The organism is Arthrobacter sp. Soil762, from assembly GCF_001428335.1.
Classification (GTDB): Bacteria; Actinomycetota; Actinomycetes; order Actinomycetales; family Micrococcaceae; genus Arthrobacter.
Genome location: NZ_LMSG01000022.1, coordinates 177,494 through 192,518, shown reverse-complemented (window position 1 = coordinate 192,518; position 15,025 = coordinate 177,494). Strand labels below are relative to the sequence as shown.

At 66.0% G+C, this 15,025-nt stretch carries 13 protein-coding genes; 6 read left to right on the top strand and 7 right to left on the bottom strand.

Annotated elements, in window-relative coordinates; genetic code table 11:
* Positions 1-194: 194 nt before the first annotated feature.
* Positions 195-2,756, bottom strand: a complete 2,562-nt coding sequence (locus ASG77_RS19765; RefSeq protein ID WP_056348990.1) for an ATP-dependent DNA ligase — start codon at positions 2,754-2,756, stop codon at positions 195-197.
* A 40-nt stretch (positions 2,757-2,796) separates the two neighbouring features.
* Between ASG77_RS19765 and ku the strand changes: the two genes are divergently transcribed.
* Positions 2,797-3,807 carry a non-homologous end joining protein Ku gene (gene ku / locus ASG77_RS19760; RefSeq protein ID WP_056348987.1) on the top strand — a complete coding sequence of 337 codons (1,011 nt, stop codon included), beginning with the start codon at positions 2,797-2,799 and terminating at the stop codon, positions 3,805-3,807.
* Positions 3,808-3,879: 72 nt separating this feature from the next.
* On the opposite strand, the gene ASG77_RS19755 is transcribed toward ku, so the two are convergent.
* Positions 3,880-4,146, bottom strand: coding sequence for a DUF7218 family protein (locus tag ASG77_RS19755; protein ID WP_056348983.1), 267 nt, complete (start codon positions 4,144-4,146; stop codon positions 3,880-3,882).
* A 260-nt stretch (positions 4,147-4,406) separates the two neighbouring features.
* Here ASG77_RS19755 and ASG77_RS19750 point away from each other — a divergent pair, with 260 nt between their 5' ends.
* Both ASG77_RS19750 and ASG77_RS19745 read left to right on the top strand, forming a co-directional pair.
* On the top strand, positions 4,407-5,252 hold the full coding sequence (locus tag ASG77_RS19750; RefSeq protein WP_056348981.1) for a class I SAM-dependent methyltransferase: 846 nt from the start codon (positions 4,407-4,409) through the stop codon (positions 5,250-5,252).
* Complete coding sequence (locus ASG77_RS19745; RefSeq protein ID WP_156380387.1) at positions 5,252-5,683, top strand: SRPBCC domain-containing protein; 432 nt, start codon at positions 5,252-5,254, stop codon at positions 5,681-5,683. Before ASG77_RS19750 ends, ASG77_RS19745 begins: the two co-directional genes overlap by 1 nt.
* A 110-nt stretch (positions 5,684-5,793) precedes the next feature.
* On the opposite strand, the gene ASG77_RS19740 is transcribed toward ASG77_RS19745, so the two are convergent.
* The 5 genes from ASG77_RS19740 to ASG77_RS19720 form a co-directional block, all read right to left on the bottom strand.
* Positions 5,794-6,072 carry an HPr family phosphocarrier protein gene (locus ASG77_RS19740; RefSeq protein WP_056348975.1) on the bottom strand — a complete coding sequence of 93 codons (279 nt, stop codon included), beginning with the start codon at positions 6,070-6,072 and terminating at the stop codon, positions 5,794-5,796.
* Positions 6,073-6,138: 66 nt separating this feature from the next.
* Complete coding sequence (locus ASG77_RS19735; protein ID WP_056348972.1) at positions 6,139-8,160, bottom strand: PTS fructose transporter subunit IIABC; 2,022 nt, start codon at positions 8,158-8,160, stop codon at positions 6,139-6,141.
* Between the two features lie 2 nt (positions 8,161-8,162).
* A complete protein-coding gene (locus ASG77_RS19730; RefSeq protein ID WP_056348969.1) occupies positions 8,163-9,200 on the bottom strand; it encodes a 1-phosphofructokinase family hexose kinase in 1,038 nt (345 codons plus the stop codon).
* Positions 9,197-10,000 (bottom strand): DeoR/GlpR family DNA-binding transcription regulator, encoded by an 804-nt coding sequence (locus tag ASG77_RS19725; protein ID WP_056348966.1) that lies wholly within the window; start codon positions 9,998-10,000, stop codon positions 9,197-9,199. Before ASG77_RS19725 ends, ASG77_RS19730 begins: the two co-directional genes overlap by 4 nt.
* 215 nt (positions 10,001-10,215) lie before the next feature.
* The gene (locus tag ASG77_RS19720) at positions 10,216-10,473 is read right to left on the bottom strand and encodes a DUF6458 family protein (RefSeq protein ID WP_056348963.1); all 258 of its coding nucleotides are present in this window, start codon (positions 10,471-10,473) and stop codon (positions 10,216-10,218) included.
* Between the two features lie 161 nt (positions 10,474-10,634).
* Here ASG77_RS19720 and ASG77_RS19715 point away from each other — a divergent pair, with 161 nt between their 5' ends.
* The 3 genes from ASG77_RS19715 to ASG77_RS19705 all read left to right on the top strand — a co-directional run bounded on the left by ASG77_RS19715 (position 10,635) and on the right by ASG77_RS19705 (position 14,985).
* Complete coding sequence (locus ASG77_RS19715) at positions 10,635-11,252, top strand: alpha/beta hydrolase (protein WP_056348960.1); 618 nt, start codon at positions 10,635-10,637, stop codon at positions 11,250-11,252.
* 505 nt (positions 11,253-11,757) lie between these two features.
* Positions 11,758-12,561: an HAD family hydrolase gene (locus tag ASG77_RS19710; protein ID WP_056348955.1), complete on the top strand. Its 804-nt coding sequence runs from the start codon at positions 11,758-11,760 to the stop codon at positions 12,559-12,561.
* 81 nt (positions 12,562-12,642) lie between these two features.
* On the top strand, positions 12,643-14,985 hold the full coding sequence (locus ASG77_RS19705; RefSeq protein WP_056348952.1) for a glycoside hydrolase family 65 protein: 2,343 nt from the start codon (positions 12,643-12,645) through the stop codon (positions 14,983-14,985).
* The last annotated feature ends 40 nt before the right edge of the window (positions 14,986-15,025 follow it).

Below are 15,025 nucleotides of genomic sequence, written 5' to 3'. Positions count from 1 at the left end.
GCCAGTGGCTCCCAGGCACACCACCACTGGCTCTCTTCCGCACGATCGGTGGCTCTGAAGCGCAAGATTGGGTGGCTCTCAAGGCATCAAATACTCACTGACGACACGCAAAAGGCCTGGCGACACCCGAATTCGGGTGTCGCCAGGCCTTTTGCGTGTCCCAGGAAAATTTGCGCGTCGCCAACGCAGAGTCATCAGCCCTCCGGCACCACTTCGTCGGCGTTCTTGTCCAGCCGCCAGCCCCGCCACACCGGATGCCTGAGCTTGCCGCTGCCGGTCCACTGGCCGAAGGTCACCTCGCCGACCAGCCGTGGCGTCACCCAGTGGGCGTCCGAGGCATCCTCGCGGGGAACGTCGTCGAACGGTGACGTCTTGCGCGCCAGGTCGTCCACTTTCTGGCGGAGTTCGTGCAGTTCGCGCATGCTGAACCCGCTGCCCACCCGGCCCACATACCGCAGCTTGTTGCCGTCGGGGATGCCCACCAGCAGCGAACCCACCGAACTCTGCCGCCCGCCCTTACCCGGCCGCCAACCGCCCACCACCACCTCCTGAGCCTGCTCCAGCTTGATCTTGATCCACGTCCGGGTCCGCTGCCCGCTGACGTAGCGGCTGTCGGTCCGCTTGGCCATCACGCCCTCGAGGCCGAGCTCCTGCGCGCTCTCCAGGATGTGCTCGATCCTCTCGTCCAGGACGGCGGACAGCTCCACGGGACACTCTGACAGGTGATGGAACTCCTCCAGCCGCTCCCGCCGCTTCGCGAAAGGCAGCCGGCGAAGGTCCCCGCCGCCGTCGGACAGGAGGTCAAAAAGCATCAGCCGGACAGGGATTGCTGCGCGGGCCTTGGCGACGTCGGCGGGCCGGGTCAGTTTCATGCGTCCCTGGAGCAGCCCGAAGTCGGGTCTGCCGGAATGCCCGACGGCGATAATCTCACCGTCGGCGACGAACGGCCCCGCCGGCCAGCAAGCCCGGTCCGTCAGCTCCGGGTAAGTTGCGGTGACGTCGATGCCGTTGCGGCTGAAGATCCGGACCTTCTCTTCGTCCGCGACCAACAGCGCACGCACGCCGTCCCACTTCAGCTCGAACTGCCAGTCGCTGCCGTGAAGGTCGGCGGCGGTGCCGGACGTTGCCATCATGGGACTGAAATCTTCGGCACGCAGTGGGGAAGGCGCGGTCGCGGCCGGGGAAGCGTCCGCGGCAGGCTCAGCCCCGGAAGCGTCCGCCGCCGGATTCTCCGGCGCGTCCGCCGCGGAATCCGCCGCCGGCTCATCATCCGCCGCGTCCTCCGCCGGTTCACCCGCCGCCGGAGCCCGCCGCGGATGAAAGGTGTGGTGGTCCTTGTCCATCAGGTGGATGAGCCATTGCCCTTCGGCGTCCCGGCCCTGCCCCCGGCCGGTGTGGATGAGGGCGAACTTCTTGGTGCCGCCCAGGCCGCCGCCCTGGGCGCCGGTCAGCGTGGCGATGACCTCCCGGCCGTTGATCCATTTCTCCAGTTCATACGTGCCGTGGTCCCAGATAGTGACTTCGCCGGCACCGTACTGGCCTCTGGGAATGGTGCCCTCAAACGTGGCGTAGTCCAAAGGGTGGTCCTCGGTCTGGACCGCCAGGTGGTTCTTCCCGCCGGATTCCGGGACGCCCTTCGGCAGGGCCCACGACACCAGCACACCCTCGTGCTCCAGCCGGAAGTCGAAGTGGAGCCTGCTCGCGTGGTGCTCCTGGATCACGAATGTATCCCCATTTCCGGAGGCGCCGGAGAACGGCTCAGGCGTCGCGTCAGGGTCCCGCATCGACCGGTACCGCTCCAGTCGGGCGTGCGCGCCGCCGTCGTCCGTCTTCGCACTGGGGTTCCCGGCGTCCCCAGCGTGCCCGGCACCGCTGCCGACGGCGGCGAACGGGTCCTTGCCCGCCTTGACCCGGCGCAGCACGGCTTTGTAGTCGAGATGCTCGAGCTTGGGAGACCCGATCTCCTGCCAGGTCCGCGGGGCGGCCACGGTGGGCGTGAGGCGGCCGCGCAGGGAGTACGGCACGATGGTGGTCTTTGCGGCGCTGTTCTGGCTCCAGTCCACCAGCACCTTGCCCGTGCGCAGCGTCTTTTTCATGTCGCTCACGGCGAGGCCGGGATGGTCCGCCTCCAGGGCCCGGGCCAGTTCGTGGGCAAAGTCCGAAACCTGGTCCGAGGTCTGTGTTCCGTCAAGGCCCGCGTAGAGGTGGATGCCCTTGCTGCCGCTGGTCACCGGCACCGGTTCCAGACCCACATCCTGCAGGATGGCCCGCGCCAGGAACGCCACCTCAACACACTCCTGAAGCCCGGCACCGGCGCCGGGATCGAGGTCCAGGACCAGGCGGTCCGGGTTCAGCTGCTTGCCGTGGGAGTCCACCAGCCACTGGGGGACATGGATTTCCAGCGAATTGATCTGGCCGAACCAGGCGAGCGTGGCGGGATCGTTCACCATCGGGTAGTAGATGGTCCGGTCCTTGTGCGTGATGGCGGCGCGGGGGAGCCAGCCCGGCGCTGAATCCTCCAGGTTCTTCTGGAAAAACACCTCACCGGGATGCCCGGCGGTGCCCACCCCGTTGACCCAGCGCTTTCTCGTGGCGGGCCGGTTGGCTGCCGCGGGAATCAGGACATGGGCCACGGCGGCGTAATAAGCCAGGACATCGGCCTTGGTGGTCCCGGTTTCCGGGTAGATGAGTTTGTCCAGGTTGGTGAGGGTCAGTTCCCGCCCCGCGACCCTGACGCGCTCTTTAGGGCCGGCCATGGGTCTTCACCTCCGGCCCCGCGTGATGTTCACTTGAGGGATGAGAGCCATCTGGAAAGGTGCCATCGCGTTCGGCCTGGTCAACGTGCCCGTGAAGGTCTACAGCGCCACCGAGGACCACGACATCAGCCTCCACCAGGTCCACAATGCCGACGGCGGCCGGATCCGGTACCAGCGCCGGTGCGAGGTCTGCAGCAAGATCATCGACTATTCGGACATCGACAAGGCGTTTGAGGACGAGGGCCGGACGGTGGTCCTGTCCAAGGATGAGCTCAAATCCATCCCGGCGGAGAACAGCCACGAGATCGAGGTGGTCCAGTTTGTCCCGTCGGAGCAGCTGGAACCGATGATGTTCGAGAAGAGCTATTACCTCGAGCCGGATTCCAAGTCGCCCAAGGCCTACGTCCTGCTGCGCCGGGCGCTTGAGGATACGGACCGGGTGGCCATCGTCCAGTTCGCCCTGCGCGAGAAGACACGGCTGGGGGCGCTGCGCATCAAGGACGAGGTGCTGGTGCTGCAGTCCCTGCTGTGGCCCGACGAGGTCCGGGAGGCCAGCTTCCCTGCGCTGGACACGTCCATCCGGATTTCCGCCCAGGAACGCGAAATGTCCGCCGCCCTCGTGGAGTCCATGGCCGCGGATTTCGAACCCGAGCACTTCACCGATGACTACCAGGTGCAGCTCCGGAAGCTCATCGAGGCCAAGCTGGAGAAGGGCGATTCGCTCGATACCGACGAAACGTTCGGCGTGGAAGCGGGTGCGGGCGGCAATGGCGAGGTCATCGACCTGATGGAGGCGCTGAAGCGCAGCCTGGAGCGGAAGCGCGGCGACGGGAAGCCTGCCGCCTCTGAGGATGCGGACGCGGACGACGCCGGGACCGAAGAAAGTGGCGGCAGTTCCGGCTCGAAGGCTCCCGCCAAAGCCGGTGCCAAGACTGCGGGGGCGAGGACAACGAGTGCCAAGACGGCTGCGGCGAAGTCCTCCGAAACCAAAACCGCCGCCGCGAAGCCTGCGGCGAAGGCCGCCACCACGCGGGCGCGAAAGGGTGCTTGAGGCCGTCCGCGAAAAAGCGGACCGGGAATGCGTCGGCCGCGAGCACGCTGCGTTGGTGGGGATGGCCGCCGCCTAGGAGTTCCGCAGGGCGGAGATAAGCTCGCTCTTCTTTTTGGCTGAGTAGCCGGTGAGGCCTATTTCCTTGGCTTTGGCCTTGAGTTGCGGGACGGTCCAGTCGTCGTAGTCGCCGGATTTCCCGCCCTTGCGGCCCACCGCGGAGCGGCCTTTCTTGGCGGCCGCGTTCGAGATACGGGCGGCTTTCTGCTTGGACGCGCCGTCCTCGCGCAGTTCCTCGTAGAGTTCAGGATCTTTCAGGCTCGGGTTCTTTTTGCCGGGCATGTCGTCCTCCTTCGCCGGGACCGGGAAATCCTGGACGCCGTAGCGCCGTAATGGCTGGTCAGGCTTCCACGCTAATTCCGAGGTTGGGGAAACACAAGGAAACCCTAAGTTTGCTTGCGTCCGCGCCGAGCCCTAGCCCCAGACGCTTTACAGCCCGCCCCGCTGCGGCCACAATGGGTCGCATTGCAGTCCTGTGCAACAGCGTGCTGTCACTCGAAACCTGTCTAGGAAAAAGCCTGTCAAAGGAGAGGGGCGCCACCATGAATGACAAAACGGGCGTAGACGAAGCAGACCGGGCTCTGAAGCAAAAGCACCGGGCCATGTGGGCTTCAGGGGATTACCCCGCGCTGGCTAGTGAGATGCTCCTGGATCTCGGAGCCATCCTGGTGGATGCGTGCGGAGTCAAAGCCAAGCAGCGTGTTCTGGATGTCGCTACGGGTTCCGGCAACGCGGCCATCCCCGCTGCCATGATGGGTGCCCAAGTGATTGCCAGTGACCTCACCCCGGAGCTGTTCGACGCCGGGCGCCGGCAGGCTGCCGATCGCGGCGTCGAGCTTGAATGGGTGGAAGCAGACGCCGAGGCGCTGCCGTTCGAGGACGATTCATTTGACGTGGTCACGTCCTGCCTGGGCGTGATGTTTGCGCCGCACCACCAAGCCAGTGCGGACGAAATTGTGCGAGTGTGCAAACCCGGCGGCACCATCGGCCTGCTCAGCTGGACGCCCGAAGGCTTCATCGGAAGGATGTTTGCCACCATGAAGCCGTTCGCGCCGCCGCCTCCGCCCGGAGCTCAGCCGCCGCCGCTGTGGGGGAGCGAGGACCACGTGCGGGAACTCTTCGGCGACAGGATCGCCGATACCCAGGCGAAGAAGCGTTCGCTGGCCATCCGCAGCTTCCACCAGCCGGAGGACTTCCTGCGGTACTTCAAATCCCACTACGGTCCCACCATCTCGGTCTACAAGTTCATCGGCGATGATCTGGACAAGGCACAGGCCCTGGACAAAGCGCTCACCGAACTGGCCGATTCGTTTGGCGAGGCCCACGGTGATGCCGTATGGCAAATGGAATGGGAATATCTGCTGTTGACCGCCAAGGAGGCCCGGTAGTGCCCGTGAACCTCGTGGCCACATCCACCATCAGCATTGGTGCTCCGGCGGACCGTGTCTGGAAGGTCATCACCGATCCGGCCGCCGTGAAGGAATTCATGTTCGGCGCGGACCTGGAGACGGATTGGACGGAGGGTAGCCCCATCGCGTGGCGCGGCGAGTGGGAAGGCAAGCCCTACGAGGATAAGGGCAAGATCCTCGAGGTGGATCCCGGCCGGAAACTGGTCCACACGCACTTCAGTCCGCTGGGCGGCGAAGAGGACAAACCGGAAAATTACCACACGCTCACCTGGACCCTCGAGGACCAGGACGGTGCAACAACGCTCACGCTCTCACAGGACAACAACGCCAACGAAGACGCGGCGGAGCACTCCAAAGGCATGTGGGACATGCTCGTGGCGGACGTCAAGAAGATCGCCGAACGCCCCTAAGTAGCCCAACTACATACTTGGATGGGGCGAGTCGCTTAAGAACCAGCGGCCGCCGTCGTACCTTCCCCAAAGAGGGGACAGGCGCGACGGCGGCCGCCGGCGTTAGCTGTTCACTCGGCGTCGTGATCCGTTTCCAGGATCTGGACCAGACGCGCCAGGGCGTCATCCGCGCCGGTACCTTCGGCGCGGAGCACCACAACGTCGCCGTGGGCGGCACCCAGGCTCATGAGGGACAGGATGCTCGCGGCGTCCATTGCCTCATCGACCGGCTCGCCTTGGCGGGCGATGGTGATGTCCAGGTCGAACTCGCCGGCGGCCTCGGCAAAGATGGCGGCGGGGCGGGCGTGCAGGCCTACGCGGCTGGCGACGGTTGCGGTGCGTTCTGACATTGTTGCTCCTTTGTCTATCGGCGCCTCTTGGTTCTGCGCCGTGAATCTGTGATGGGTAAGGCCGGGTCAGACCGTTGCGGGAACGGACTCCACGGTAACAGTCGGCTTGGCGGCGGCCCAGCGCTTGAGGGCGATGACTGCCAGGGCGCTGACCACGGTTCCGGCCAGGATGGCGACGACGAACATCACTAGGTTGCCGATGGCGAAGAACACGAAGATACCGCCGTGGGGTGCCTGCGAGGTAACGCCTGTGGCCATGCAGAGGGCGCCGGTGAGGGCCCCGCCCACCATGCTGGCCGGGATGACGCGCAGGGGGTCGGCTGCGGCGAACGGGATGGCACCTTCGGAGATAAAGGATGCGCCCAGCAGCCAGGCGGCTTTGCCGTTTTCACGCTCTGCCAGGCTGAAGAGCTTCTTGTCCAGCACGGTGGCCAGGGCCATCGCCAGTGGTGGCACCATGCCGGCAGCCATCACGGTTGCCATGATCTGCCACGGTGCCTGGTTGGCTGCGCTGCCGGCGCTCAGGCCGGCAACGGCGAATGCGTAGGCAACCTTGTTGACCGGACCGCCGAGGTCGAAGCACATCATGAGGCCAAGGATGATTCCGAGGACGACCGCGGAGGCGCCGGTCATGCCAGAGAGCCAGCTGTTGAGGGCTGCGGTAAGGCCGGCGATGGGACCGCCGAGGAGCAGGAACATCAGGCCGGAGGCAAAGATGGAGGCCAGCAGCGGGATGATCACCACGGGCATCAGGCCGCGGAGCCAGCGTGGAACCTGCCAGGTACCGATCAGGTGGGCCATGTAGCCCGCCAGCAGGCCGCCGACGATGCCGCCGAGGAAGCCTGCACCCATGAACCCTGCTACCGCGCCGGCAACGAAGCCGGGCGCAATGCCCGGACGGTCGGCGATCGCGTAGGCGATGTAGCCGGCCAGTGCGGGCACCAGGAAGCCCATGGACAGGGCACCGATCTTGAACAGGACCGCGCCGAGGTAGATCGCGAGTCCGCCTTCGGGCAGGTTGCCGAAGTTGTTCTGCACCACCATCTTGTCAGCGACGCCCGTGATGTCGTAGCCGCCCAGCAGGAAGCCCAGGGCGATCAGGAGGCCGCCACCGGCCACAAACGGAATCATGTAGCTGACACCGGTGAGCAGCGCCTTCTTCAGCTTCTGGCCGATGTGCTCGCCCTTTTCGGTGGCCTCGTTCTCGGCCTGTTCCTCCGCCCCGAAGTGGGGGACGCGGCGCGCATTCGGGTTGTCGGCTGCAGCCAGTGCTTCCTGGACCATCTTGGCGGGCTCGTCAATGCCGCGCTTGACGGGGGCGTTGATGACGGGCTTGCCGGCGAAGCGCTCCTTGCCGCGGACATCCACGTCAACCGCGAAAATGACGGCGTCAGCGGCGGCAATGACTGCCGGGTCCAACGGCTTGGCTCCGGATGAGCCCTGGGTCTCAACCTGCAGGTCCACGCCCATTTCCTGGGCGGCGGCTACCAATGAATCGGCGGCCATGTAGGTGTGGGCGATGCCGGTGGGGCAGGCGGTCACAGCCACGAGGCGCTTCGGCCGGGCGCCAGCCCCGGCGGCAGCAGCAGCGTCAGCAGGTGCATCGGAAGATGCAGGAGCCGCGTGGGTTGCCGGCTTGTCCGCCAGGGCGCCGTCCACCAATTCCACGATTTCCTCGCGGGAAGACGCCGCACGCAAGGCCGCAGTGAAGTCCTTTTTGATCAGGGACCGGGCCAGCTTGGACAGCAGCTTCAGGTGTTCCTGGTCTGCGCCTTCGGGGGCAGCGATGAAGAAGATCAGGTCCGCGGGGCCGTCCTTGGCGCCGAAGTCCACCTTGGGATTGAGCCGGGCCATGGCCAGCGTGGGTTCGATGACCGCAGCGGAGCGGCAGTGCGGGATGGCAATGCCGCCCGGGATGCCGGTCGCTGTCTTCTGTTCGCGGGCGAAGGCGTCGGCGAAGAGGCCTTCAACTTCTGACGCGCGGCCGGCGGCAGCAACTTTGCTGGCCAGGTGCCGGATCACGTCCTCGGGCGAGGTGCCCAGGTTCTGGTCGAGCTCGACCAGTTCGGTGGTGATGAGCTGAGTCACTGTCATTCCTTTCGAAGGGCCGTGATGGTTACGGCTTCCGGGGTGGTTTGGTGGACTGCCGGGACAGTGGAACCCGGCAGCGAAGCGGCGGCGGCACCGTGTGCCACAGCCTGACGGAGGCAATCGGCCGGGGCGGCGCCCTGGCCGTGGGCGAGCAGATAGCCAGCCAGCGATGAATCGCCCGCGCCGACAGTACTGACCGCGACGACCGGCGGATGCGTGGCCAGCCACGCGCCGTCGGCCGTTACCAGGACAGCTCCCTTGGATCCGAGAGTTGCCAGCACAGCACCCACACCGGAACGCACGACGGCGGCGGCGGCCGCTGCAGCGGCCTCCGGATCCGCTTCAAGTTCGTCGGCGGTGGACGCCGTGGCGAACCCTGCTGCAGCAGCCAGTTCCGCCAGTTCCTCGGCGTTGGGTTTGAGGAGGTCCGGTTTCCCGGACACACCGTCCTGTGACGTGCCATGCTGTGCCGTGCCGTCCGGCGAGATGCCGGAGACGGCTGCGACGAGCGGGCCGCCGGAGGAGTCGACGGCGATCAGCGGGGCGCCGCCGCCGCCGCCGGCTCCGGCTGCCGTCCGCAACCGCCGGGTGACGGTGGCGTAGAAGTCGGCCGGGAAGCCGGGAGGCAGGGAACCTGCCAGGACCACCCAGCTGGCGCCGCGGGCGCGTTCCAGCAGCAGGCCGATCAGGGCTTCCTGCTGGTCCTCGCTCAGCAGCGGTCCGGGCTCGTTGATCTTGGTGGTCACGCCGCCCGGCTCCGTGAGCGCCACGTTGGTGCGCAGCGGCTCGTCGATGGGAAGGGCCGCGAAAGGCACGCCGTCGTGGAGCAGCCCGGCGAGGACAGGATCACTGTCGGCACCTGGGAGCACCGCGATGGTCTCAAGGCCGGAGGCGACCAGGGCGCGGGAGACGTTGACACCCTTGCCGCCGGATTCCTGTCTGACCGAGACAGCGCGCTGGACTTCGCCGCGTTCCAGGGGGCCGGGCAGGGCCACTGTTCGGTCAAGGCTGGGGTTGGCCGTGAAGGTGACGATCACGCGATCACCACGTCAACGCCGGCCTCGGTCAGGGCTGCCGCCAGTTCGGGGCTGGGCTCGCTGTCTGTAATCAAGGTGTCCAGATCTTTCAGGGAGGCGAACTGGACCAGGGTTTCTGCGTCCAGCTTGGAGGAATCGGCCAGTACCACGATGCGGCGCGCCGAATGGACGAAGGCTGCCTTGACGGCTGCTTCTTCAGGATCGGGAGTGCTGAGGCCAAAGGTGGGGTGGATGCCGTTGGTGCCGATGAAGGCGATGTCCGGGCGCATCCGCTGCGCAGCCTCCACGGTTGACTGCCCCACAGCGGCCTGCGTGAGGCCCCGCACACGACCGCCGAGGATCTGGAGGGCGATGCCGGGGGCGCTGGACAGCTTCGCTGCAATTGGAACGGCGTGCGTGATGACCACCAGTTCGGCTCCTGCTTCGGCGGCGGAAGGTTCGACGGCGGCGCGGCGGGAGATGAGGTCGGCCAACGCTTCGGTGGTGGAACCGGCGTCGAGCAGGATGCTGCCGGACGTGGCCTGGGGGATCAGGGCCAGGGCCGCCTGCGCGATGCGAATCTTCTGGTCCGGGCGCTGGATGGTCCGTTCGATGATGCTTTCCTCGGTGGTGCTGAAGCGGTCGGCCGCAACTGCTCCGCCGTGGACCCGCCGCACCGTGCCGGTGGTTTCGAGGGTGGCGAGGTCGCGACGGACGGTTTCGGTGGTGATGCGGAAGCGCTCGGCCAGCATGGTCACGCTGACCCGGCCTGTGCCGGCGACTAGCTCGGCAATCTTCTGCTGGCGCTCCTCGGCGAACACGTACCCTCCATTGCGTAAAGTGCTGAATCCCAGCGGCCGTGACGTCCAGTGACTGGCATCACATGATGTTGAATTACTTGACTTTATCTGCGTCTATGTTGGTTTGTCAACGAAAGCCACAAAAACACAGATAACCGGGCCGGCTCTTCGCGCGGAAACGGAAAAGCCGGGCCGGACCTGTGTGGTCCGGCCCGGCGTCCGGGTAAATGTGGAGCCTAGATACCGCCGTCGCGGCTTTCGTTGCGGGTGATGCGCTCGCCGGTGTTGGGATCAACCACCGAACGGGTTTCGCTGACCCGGCGGCTGCGGCCCGGTGAGGCCAGGATGAGGGAGGCGATCAGCCCGATCACACCAACGGCCATCAGGATATAGCCCACCATGACCTGGTCTATGAAGGGGATCAGTCCCGGGGCGACAGCCCAGGCCAGGATGGCGCCGAGTGCAATAAGGAAGATGGAGGAACCGATTCTCATGACTTACTCCTTGTTGTTCGAGTACTTGTGGTGCCGAACTGATAAGCATGCTGTCGTACGCTTACGCTACAGCCCGGCAAGGCGCGATTCAATGATTGGGCCAGCCGGGACGCGCCAATGTCGTGGCTGTTCAGTGGCCCGCCGCTCGTTAGTCTGATCCGATGGAAACAGTTACGTGGTCCAAGCCGGAAAGCGAACGGGACGGCACGCCGCTGCTGGTCATGATGCATGGCTACGGCACCGATGAGTCGCGGATGGTGCGGCTGTTCGAATACCTGCCGGCCGAGTTCACTTGTGTTGCCCTGCGCGCACCCATGGTGATCGGCGACCACTACGGCTGGTTCCTGCTGGACTACTTCCTGGCCAACGATTTCGCGGATGTCATCGCTGCCACCAACACCGTCCAGGCGTGGATTAACTCTGTCAGGGGCCAGCACAGCAGCGTGAGTCTGTTGGGTTACTCGCAGGGAATGGCCATGGCCAGCACGCTGCTCCGGCTCCATCCCGCGGATTACAGGGCCACGGTTGGGCTTTCCGGTTTTGTGCTGGAAAACGAGCTGCTGTCCCTGACCGAATCCTTCACGGCCCCGCCGCCCTTCTTCTGGGGGCGGGACAAGGCGGATCTGGTGATCAATGAGGACGCCACGGCTTACACCGGACAATGGCTGAACGAAAACACCCGGCTGACCGCCAGGACGTATCCGGGCATGGGCCACGCCATGAGCAAGACGGAAATGGTGGACGTCAGCGCCTTCCTGCGCCACTACGTGCTCGGCTGACCTGCGTAATCGGTTCAACCGCGCGCTCGCCTGAACCCTGTGCCCGGCAGGGCACGTGCCCCACATCGCAACACGGGAAAAAACAGTTGCGCGCGAAATTTGTAAGCGCTTACACTCGTCGGTGGCCCACTCTTGCGGGCCGCTGAACTCATCGGAAAGGGTAGCCGGACACATGCCACGTATCGCGCCTCCTGCCCGCCCTTCGCCGTGGTGCCTGCTCCGCCAAGTTGTCAGGCCGTGCCAAGGCGCTCATGATGGAAGAAGAAGTTAACAGCAGCCCGTCGGCCCGTCGTGGTTTTACCGTGGCCTTTAGCCGACCCTGCTGACCCGGCGGCATCGTGGCCGCTCCTCTCCGCTCCTTGCCTGGACCCCTCCTTGCTGCCCGCCGCTTTTCTGCCAGCTCTTCCACGTTCCGCCTGTTTGCCCAGCCCCCACTTACATAGCCCCATTACTTACCGCCCCGTGACATCCCGCCTGTTGCCCGCCGTCTGAAAGGACACCGCGCATGACTGACGTTCTGAAAACCCAAAGCACCAGCTGGACTACTGCCTCCGCCATCCTGTTCGACCTCGACGGCGTGCTGACCCCCACGGCCACTGTCCACGAACAGGCGTGGAAGGAGCTCTTCGAGGGCTTCCTGGCGTCCCGTCCGGATGTGCCCGGCTACCACGAGGACGATTACTTCGATCACATCGACGGCAAGCCCAGGTTCGACGGCGTCCGGGACTTCCTGGCGTCCCGCGGCATCGTGCTGCCAGAAGGCGCGCCAAGTGACGGCACCGCTGGTCAGGGTTCCACCGAGGACGCCGGGCGGGACGCCACTCAGCAGGACCTTACCGAGCAGGACGCCGCCAAGGCCACCGTCCAGGGGCTGGGCAACCGCAAGAACAAGGTCTTCAACGACATCGTCAGCGCCGGCGTCGAGCCGTTTGAAGGGTCGGTGCGCTTCCTGGAAGCCGCCGTGGCCCGCGGACTCAAGGTCGCCGTCGTCTCCTCATCCCGGAACGCACCGGCTGTCCTCAAAGCTGCCGGCCTGAACGGGCACTTCGAAATAGTGGTTGACGGTGTGGTGGCTGCGGCCGAAGGCCTCCCCGGCAAGCCGAGCCCGGCCACATACCAGTACGCCGCGGAACTGCTGGGCCTGCCCAGCGAAGAATGCGTGGTGGTGGAAGACGCCGTCTCGGGCGTCCAGGCCGGACACGCAGGACAGTTCCACTCGGTGATCGGCGTGGACCGCGGCGCCGGCCGGCAGACCCTGCTCGACGCCGGGGCCACGAGTGTGGTCAACGACCTCGACGAACTGCTCTAACACCAATCGCCGTCTGATGCTCCCCGGCCTCAGGCGCGAAGCACCTCCCCGCACCGCACAACGCCAAAGGACCCCAACACCATGGCTCTTATCACCGCGGACCGTGAACGGTTCCCCAACACCCCCTGGCAGCTTGTGGAAACACGCCACCAGCCGGGCAGCGCGGGCACCCTTGAGACGCTCTTTGCCCTGGGCAACGGCCATCTGGGCATCCGCGGCGCCCACTGGGCGGCCCCGGACGCAGACCTTCCGGGCAGCTTCATCAACGGCCTGCACGAGATCTGGGACATCAAGCATGCGGAGAACGCGTTCGGCTTCGCCCGGACCGGGCAGCGGATCATCTACATCCCGGATGCGAACAACTTCACGGTGATCATCGACGGCGAGAGCCTCACCCTCGCCGAATCAGCCGTGCTGGACTACCGCCGCTCCGTCGACTTCGCCACCGGCATCTACGAATGCCGGATCACCTGGCTGTGCCGGTCCGGCGCCACGGTGACCACCACAGAACGCCGCGCCGTGGGCTTCGCCTCACGCGGCAGCCTGGGCATCTCGCTCGAAGTGGCTTCGGACCGCGAGGTTTCCGCCGATGTGACGTCCTCCGTCATCAACCGCCAGGACCAGCCTGTGGAGGACCACTCGGCGCATGACCCGCGCCGGGCAGGCCGGCACGCAGGCCGGGTCCTGCTGCCGGTAAGGACCGACGGCGGCGACGGCTCGCTCCGTCTCTCCTGGGAAGCGGCGGAATCCGGGCAGCGCGTGGGAATCGCCGTGGACCACTGGACTTCCGCCGGCCACCAGCCCTTTGAGACCGTGGCAGCCGAAGACGACAGCAGCGTCCGGTACGTCCTTGCCGTCCGCGCCGACGAGCCGTTCCGGCTCGAAAAAAGCGTCAGCTATGCCGCCGGCCGCGGCGTCCAGGACTCGGATCGGGACGCGGCGGAGGCCGCCGAAGCCGGGCTCCGGTCTGTGGAGGACATCTTCACCGAGAGCCGTGAGCATTACCGCGTGTACTGGGATACCTCGGACATCGTGGTGGGCGGCCAGCCCGAGCTCCAGCAGGCCATCCGCTGGAACCTGTTCCAGCTGGCCCAGGCCACCGCGCGGGCCGACATCGCCGGCATCCCCGCCAAGGGCGTCACGGGCTCAGGCTATGAGGGGCACTACTTCTGGGACCAGGAGGTCTACCTCCTGCCCTACCTCACCTACACGAACCCCGACGGCGCCCGCCAGGTCCTGGAGTTCCGGCACGACATGCTGCCGGCCGCCAAGATCCGGGCCAAGGAGCTCAGCGTTGAGGGCGCGCTGTTCCCGTGGCGCACCATCAACGGCCTTGAAGCCAGCGCCTATTACGCTGCCGGCACGGCGCAGTTCCACATCGCTGCGGCCATCGCCTTCGCCACCAACCGCTACCTGTGGGCCAGCGGCGACGAAACCTTCCGCGAGGGTATGGGTGCCGAACTCCTGATCGAAACCGCCCGCATGTGGGCCGCATTGGGCTTCTTCGGGAAGGACGGGGCCTTCCACATCCACGGCGTTACCGGCCCTGATGAGTACACGGCTGTTGTCAATGACAACCTCTACACCAACGTGATGGCCCGCTTTAACCTGCGGGCCGCTGCGGCGCTGGACCACCCGGAGATCGACGACGCCGAACGCGAGCTGTGGGAGCAGGCCGCGGCCCGGATCCACCTGCCCTTCGACGAAGACCTGCAGGTCTACTCGCAGGACAACGACTTCATGACCCTGGAGCCGTGGGACTGGACCACTCCCAGGTCGAAGTACCCGCTGCTGCTGAACTTCCACCCGCTGGTGATCTACCGGCACCAGGTGCTGAAGCAGGCAGACACAGTGCTGGCCATGTTCCTGCAATGGCAGGATTTCTCCGCCGAGGAGAAGCGCCGCGCGTTCGATTTTTACGACCCCATCACCACCGGCGATTCCACCCTGTCCGCCTGCGTGCAGGGGATCATGGCTGCCGAGGTGGGGCACCCTGAGGCCGCCCTGGAGCACTTCACGAACGCCGTTTTCATCGACCTGGACGACACCCATGGCAACACGATCGACGGCGTGCATATCGCCTCCGCTGGGGGAGTCTGGAGCTCGCTGGTCTCCGGCTTTGCCGGGCTTCGGGACCAGGGCCAGCTGCCGTTCTTCGATCCGCGGCTTCCGGCCGAGTGGGAGGCGCTGTCCTTCCACCTGAAGATCCAGGGCCGGCTCCTGCTGGTGGAGCTTGACGCCGGGGCACTCACGCTCAGCGTCCGCAGCGGCGGACCGCTCGACGTGGATGTCCGCGGTCACGTGCGCAGCATTGGTGAAGAAGCGGTCCGGGTTGCCCTGGATCCCTTTGAAGTTCCGGAACGTACTGTCTTCCCCAGCGGGCCCCCGACGGCGAGTCTCCCCATTGTGGGGTTTCGCGCCTGAGGTGACTGCGCGCCTCAGGTGATTGCGCGCCTCAGGTGAC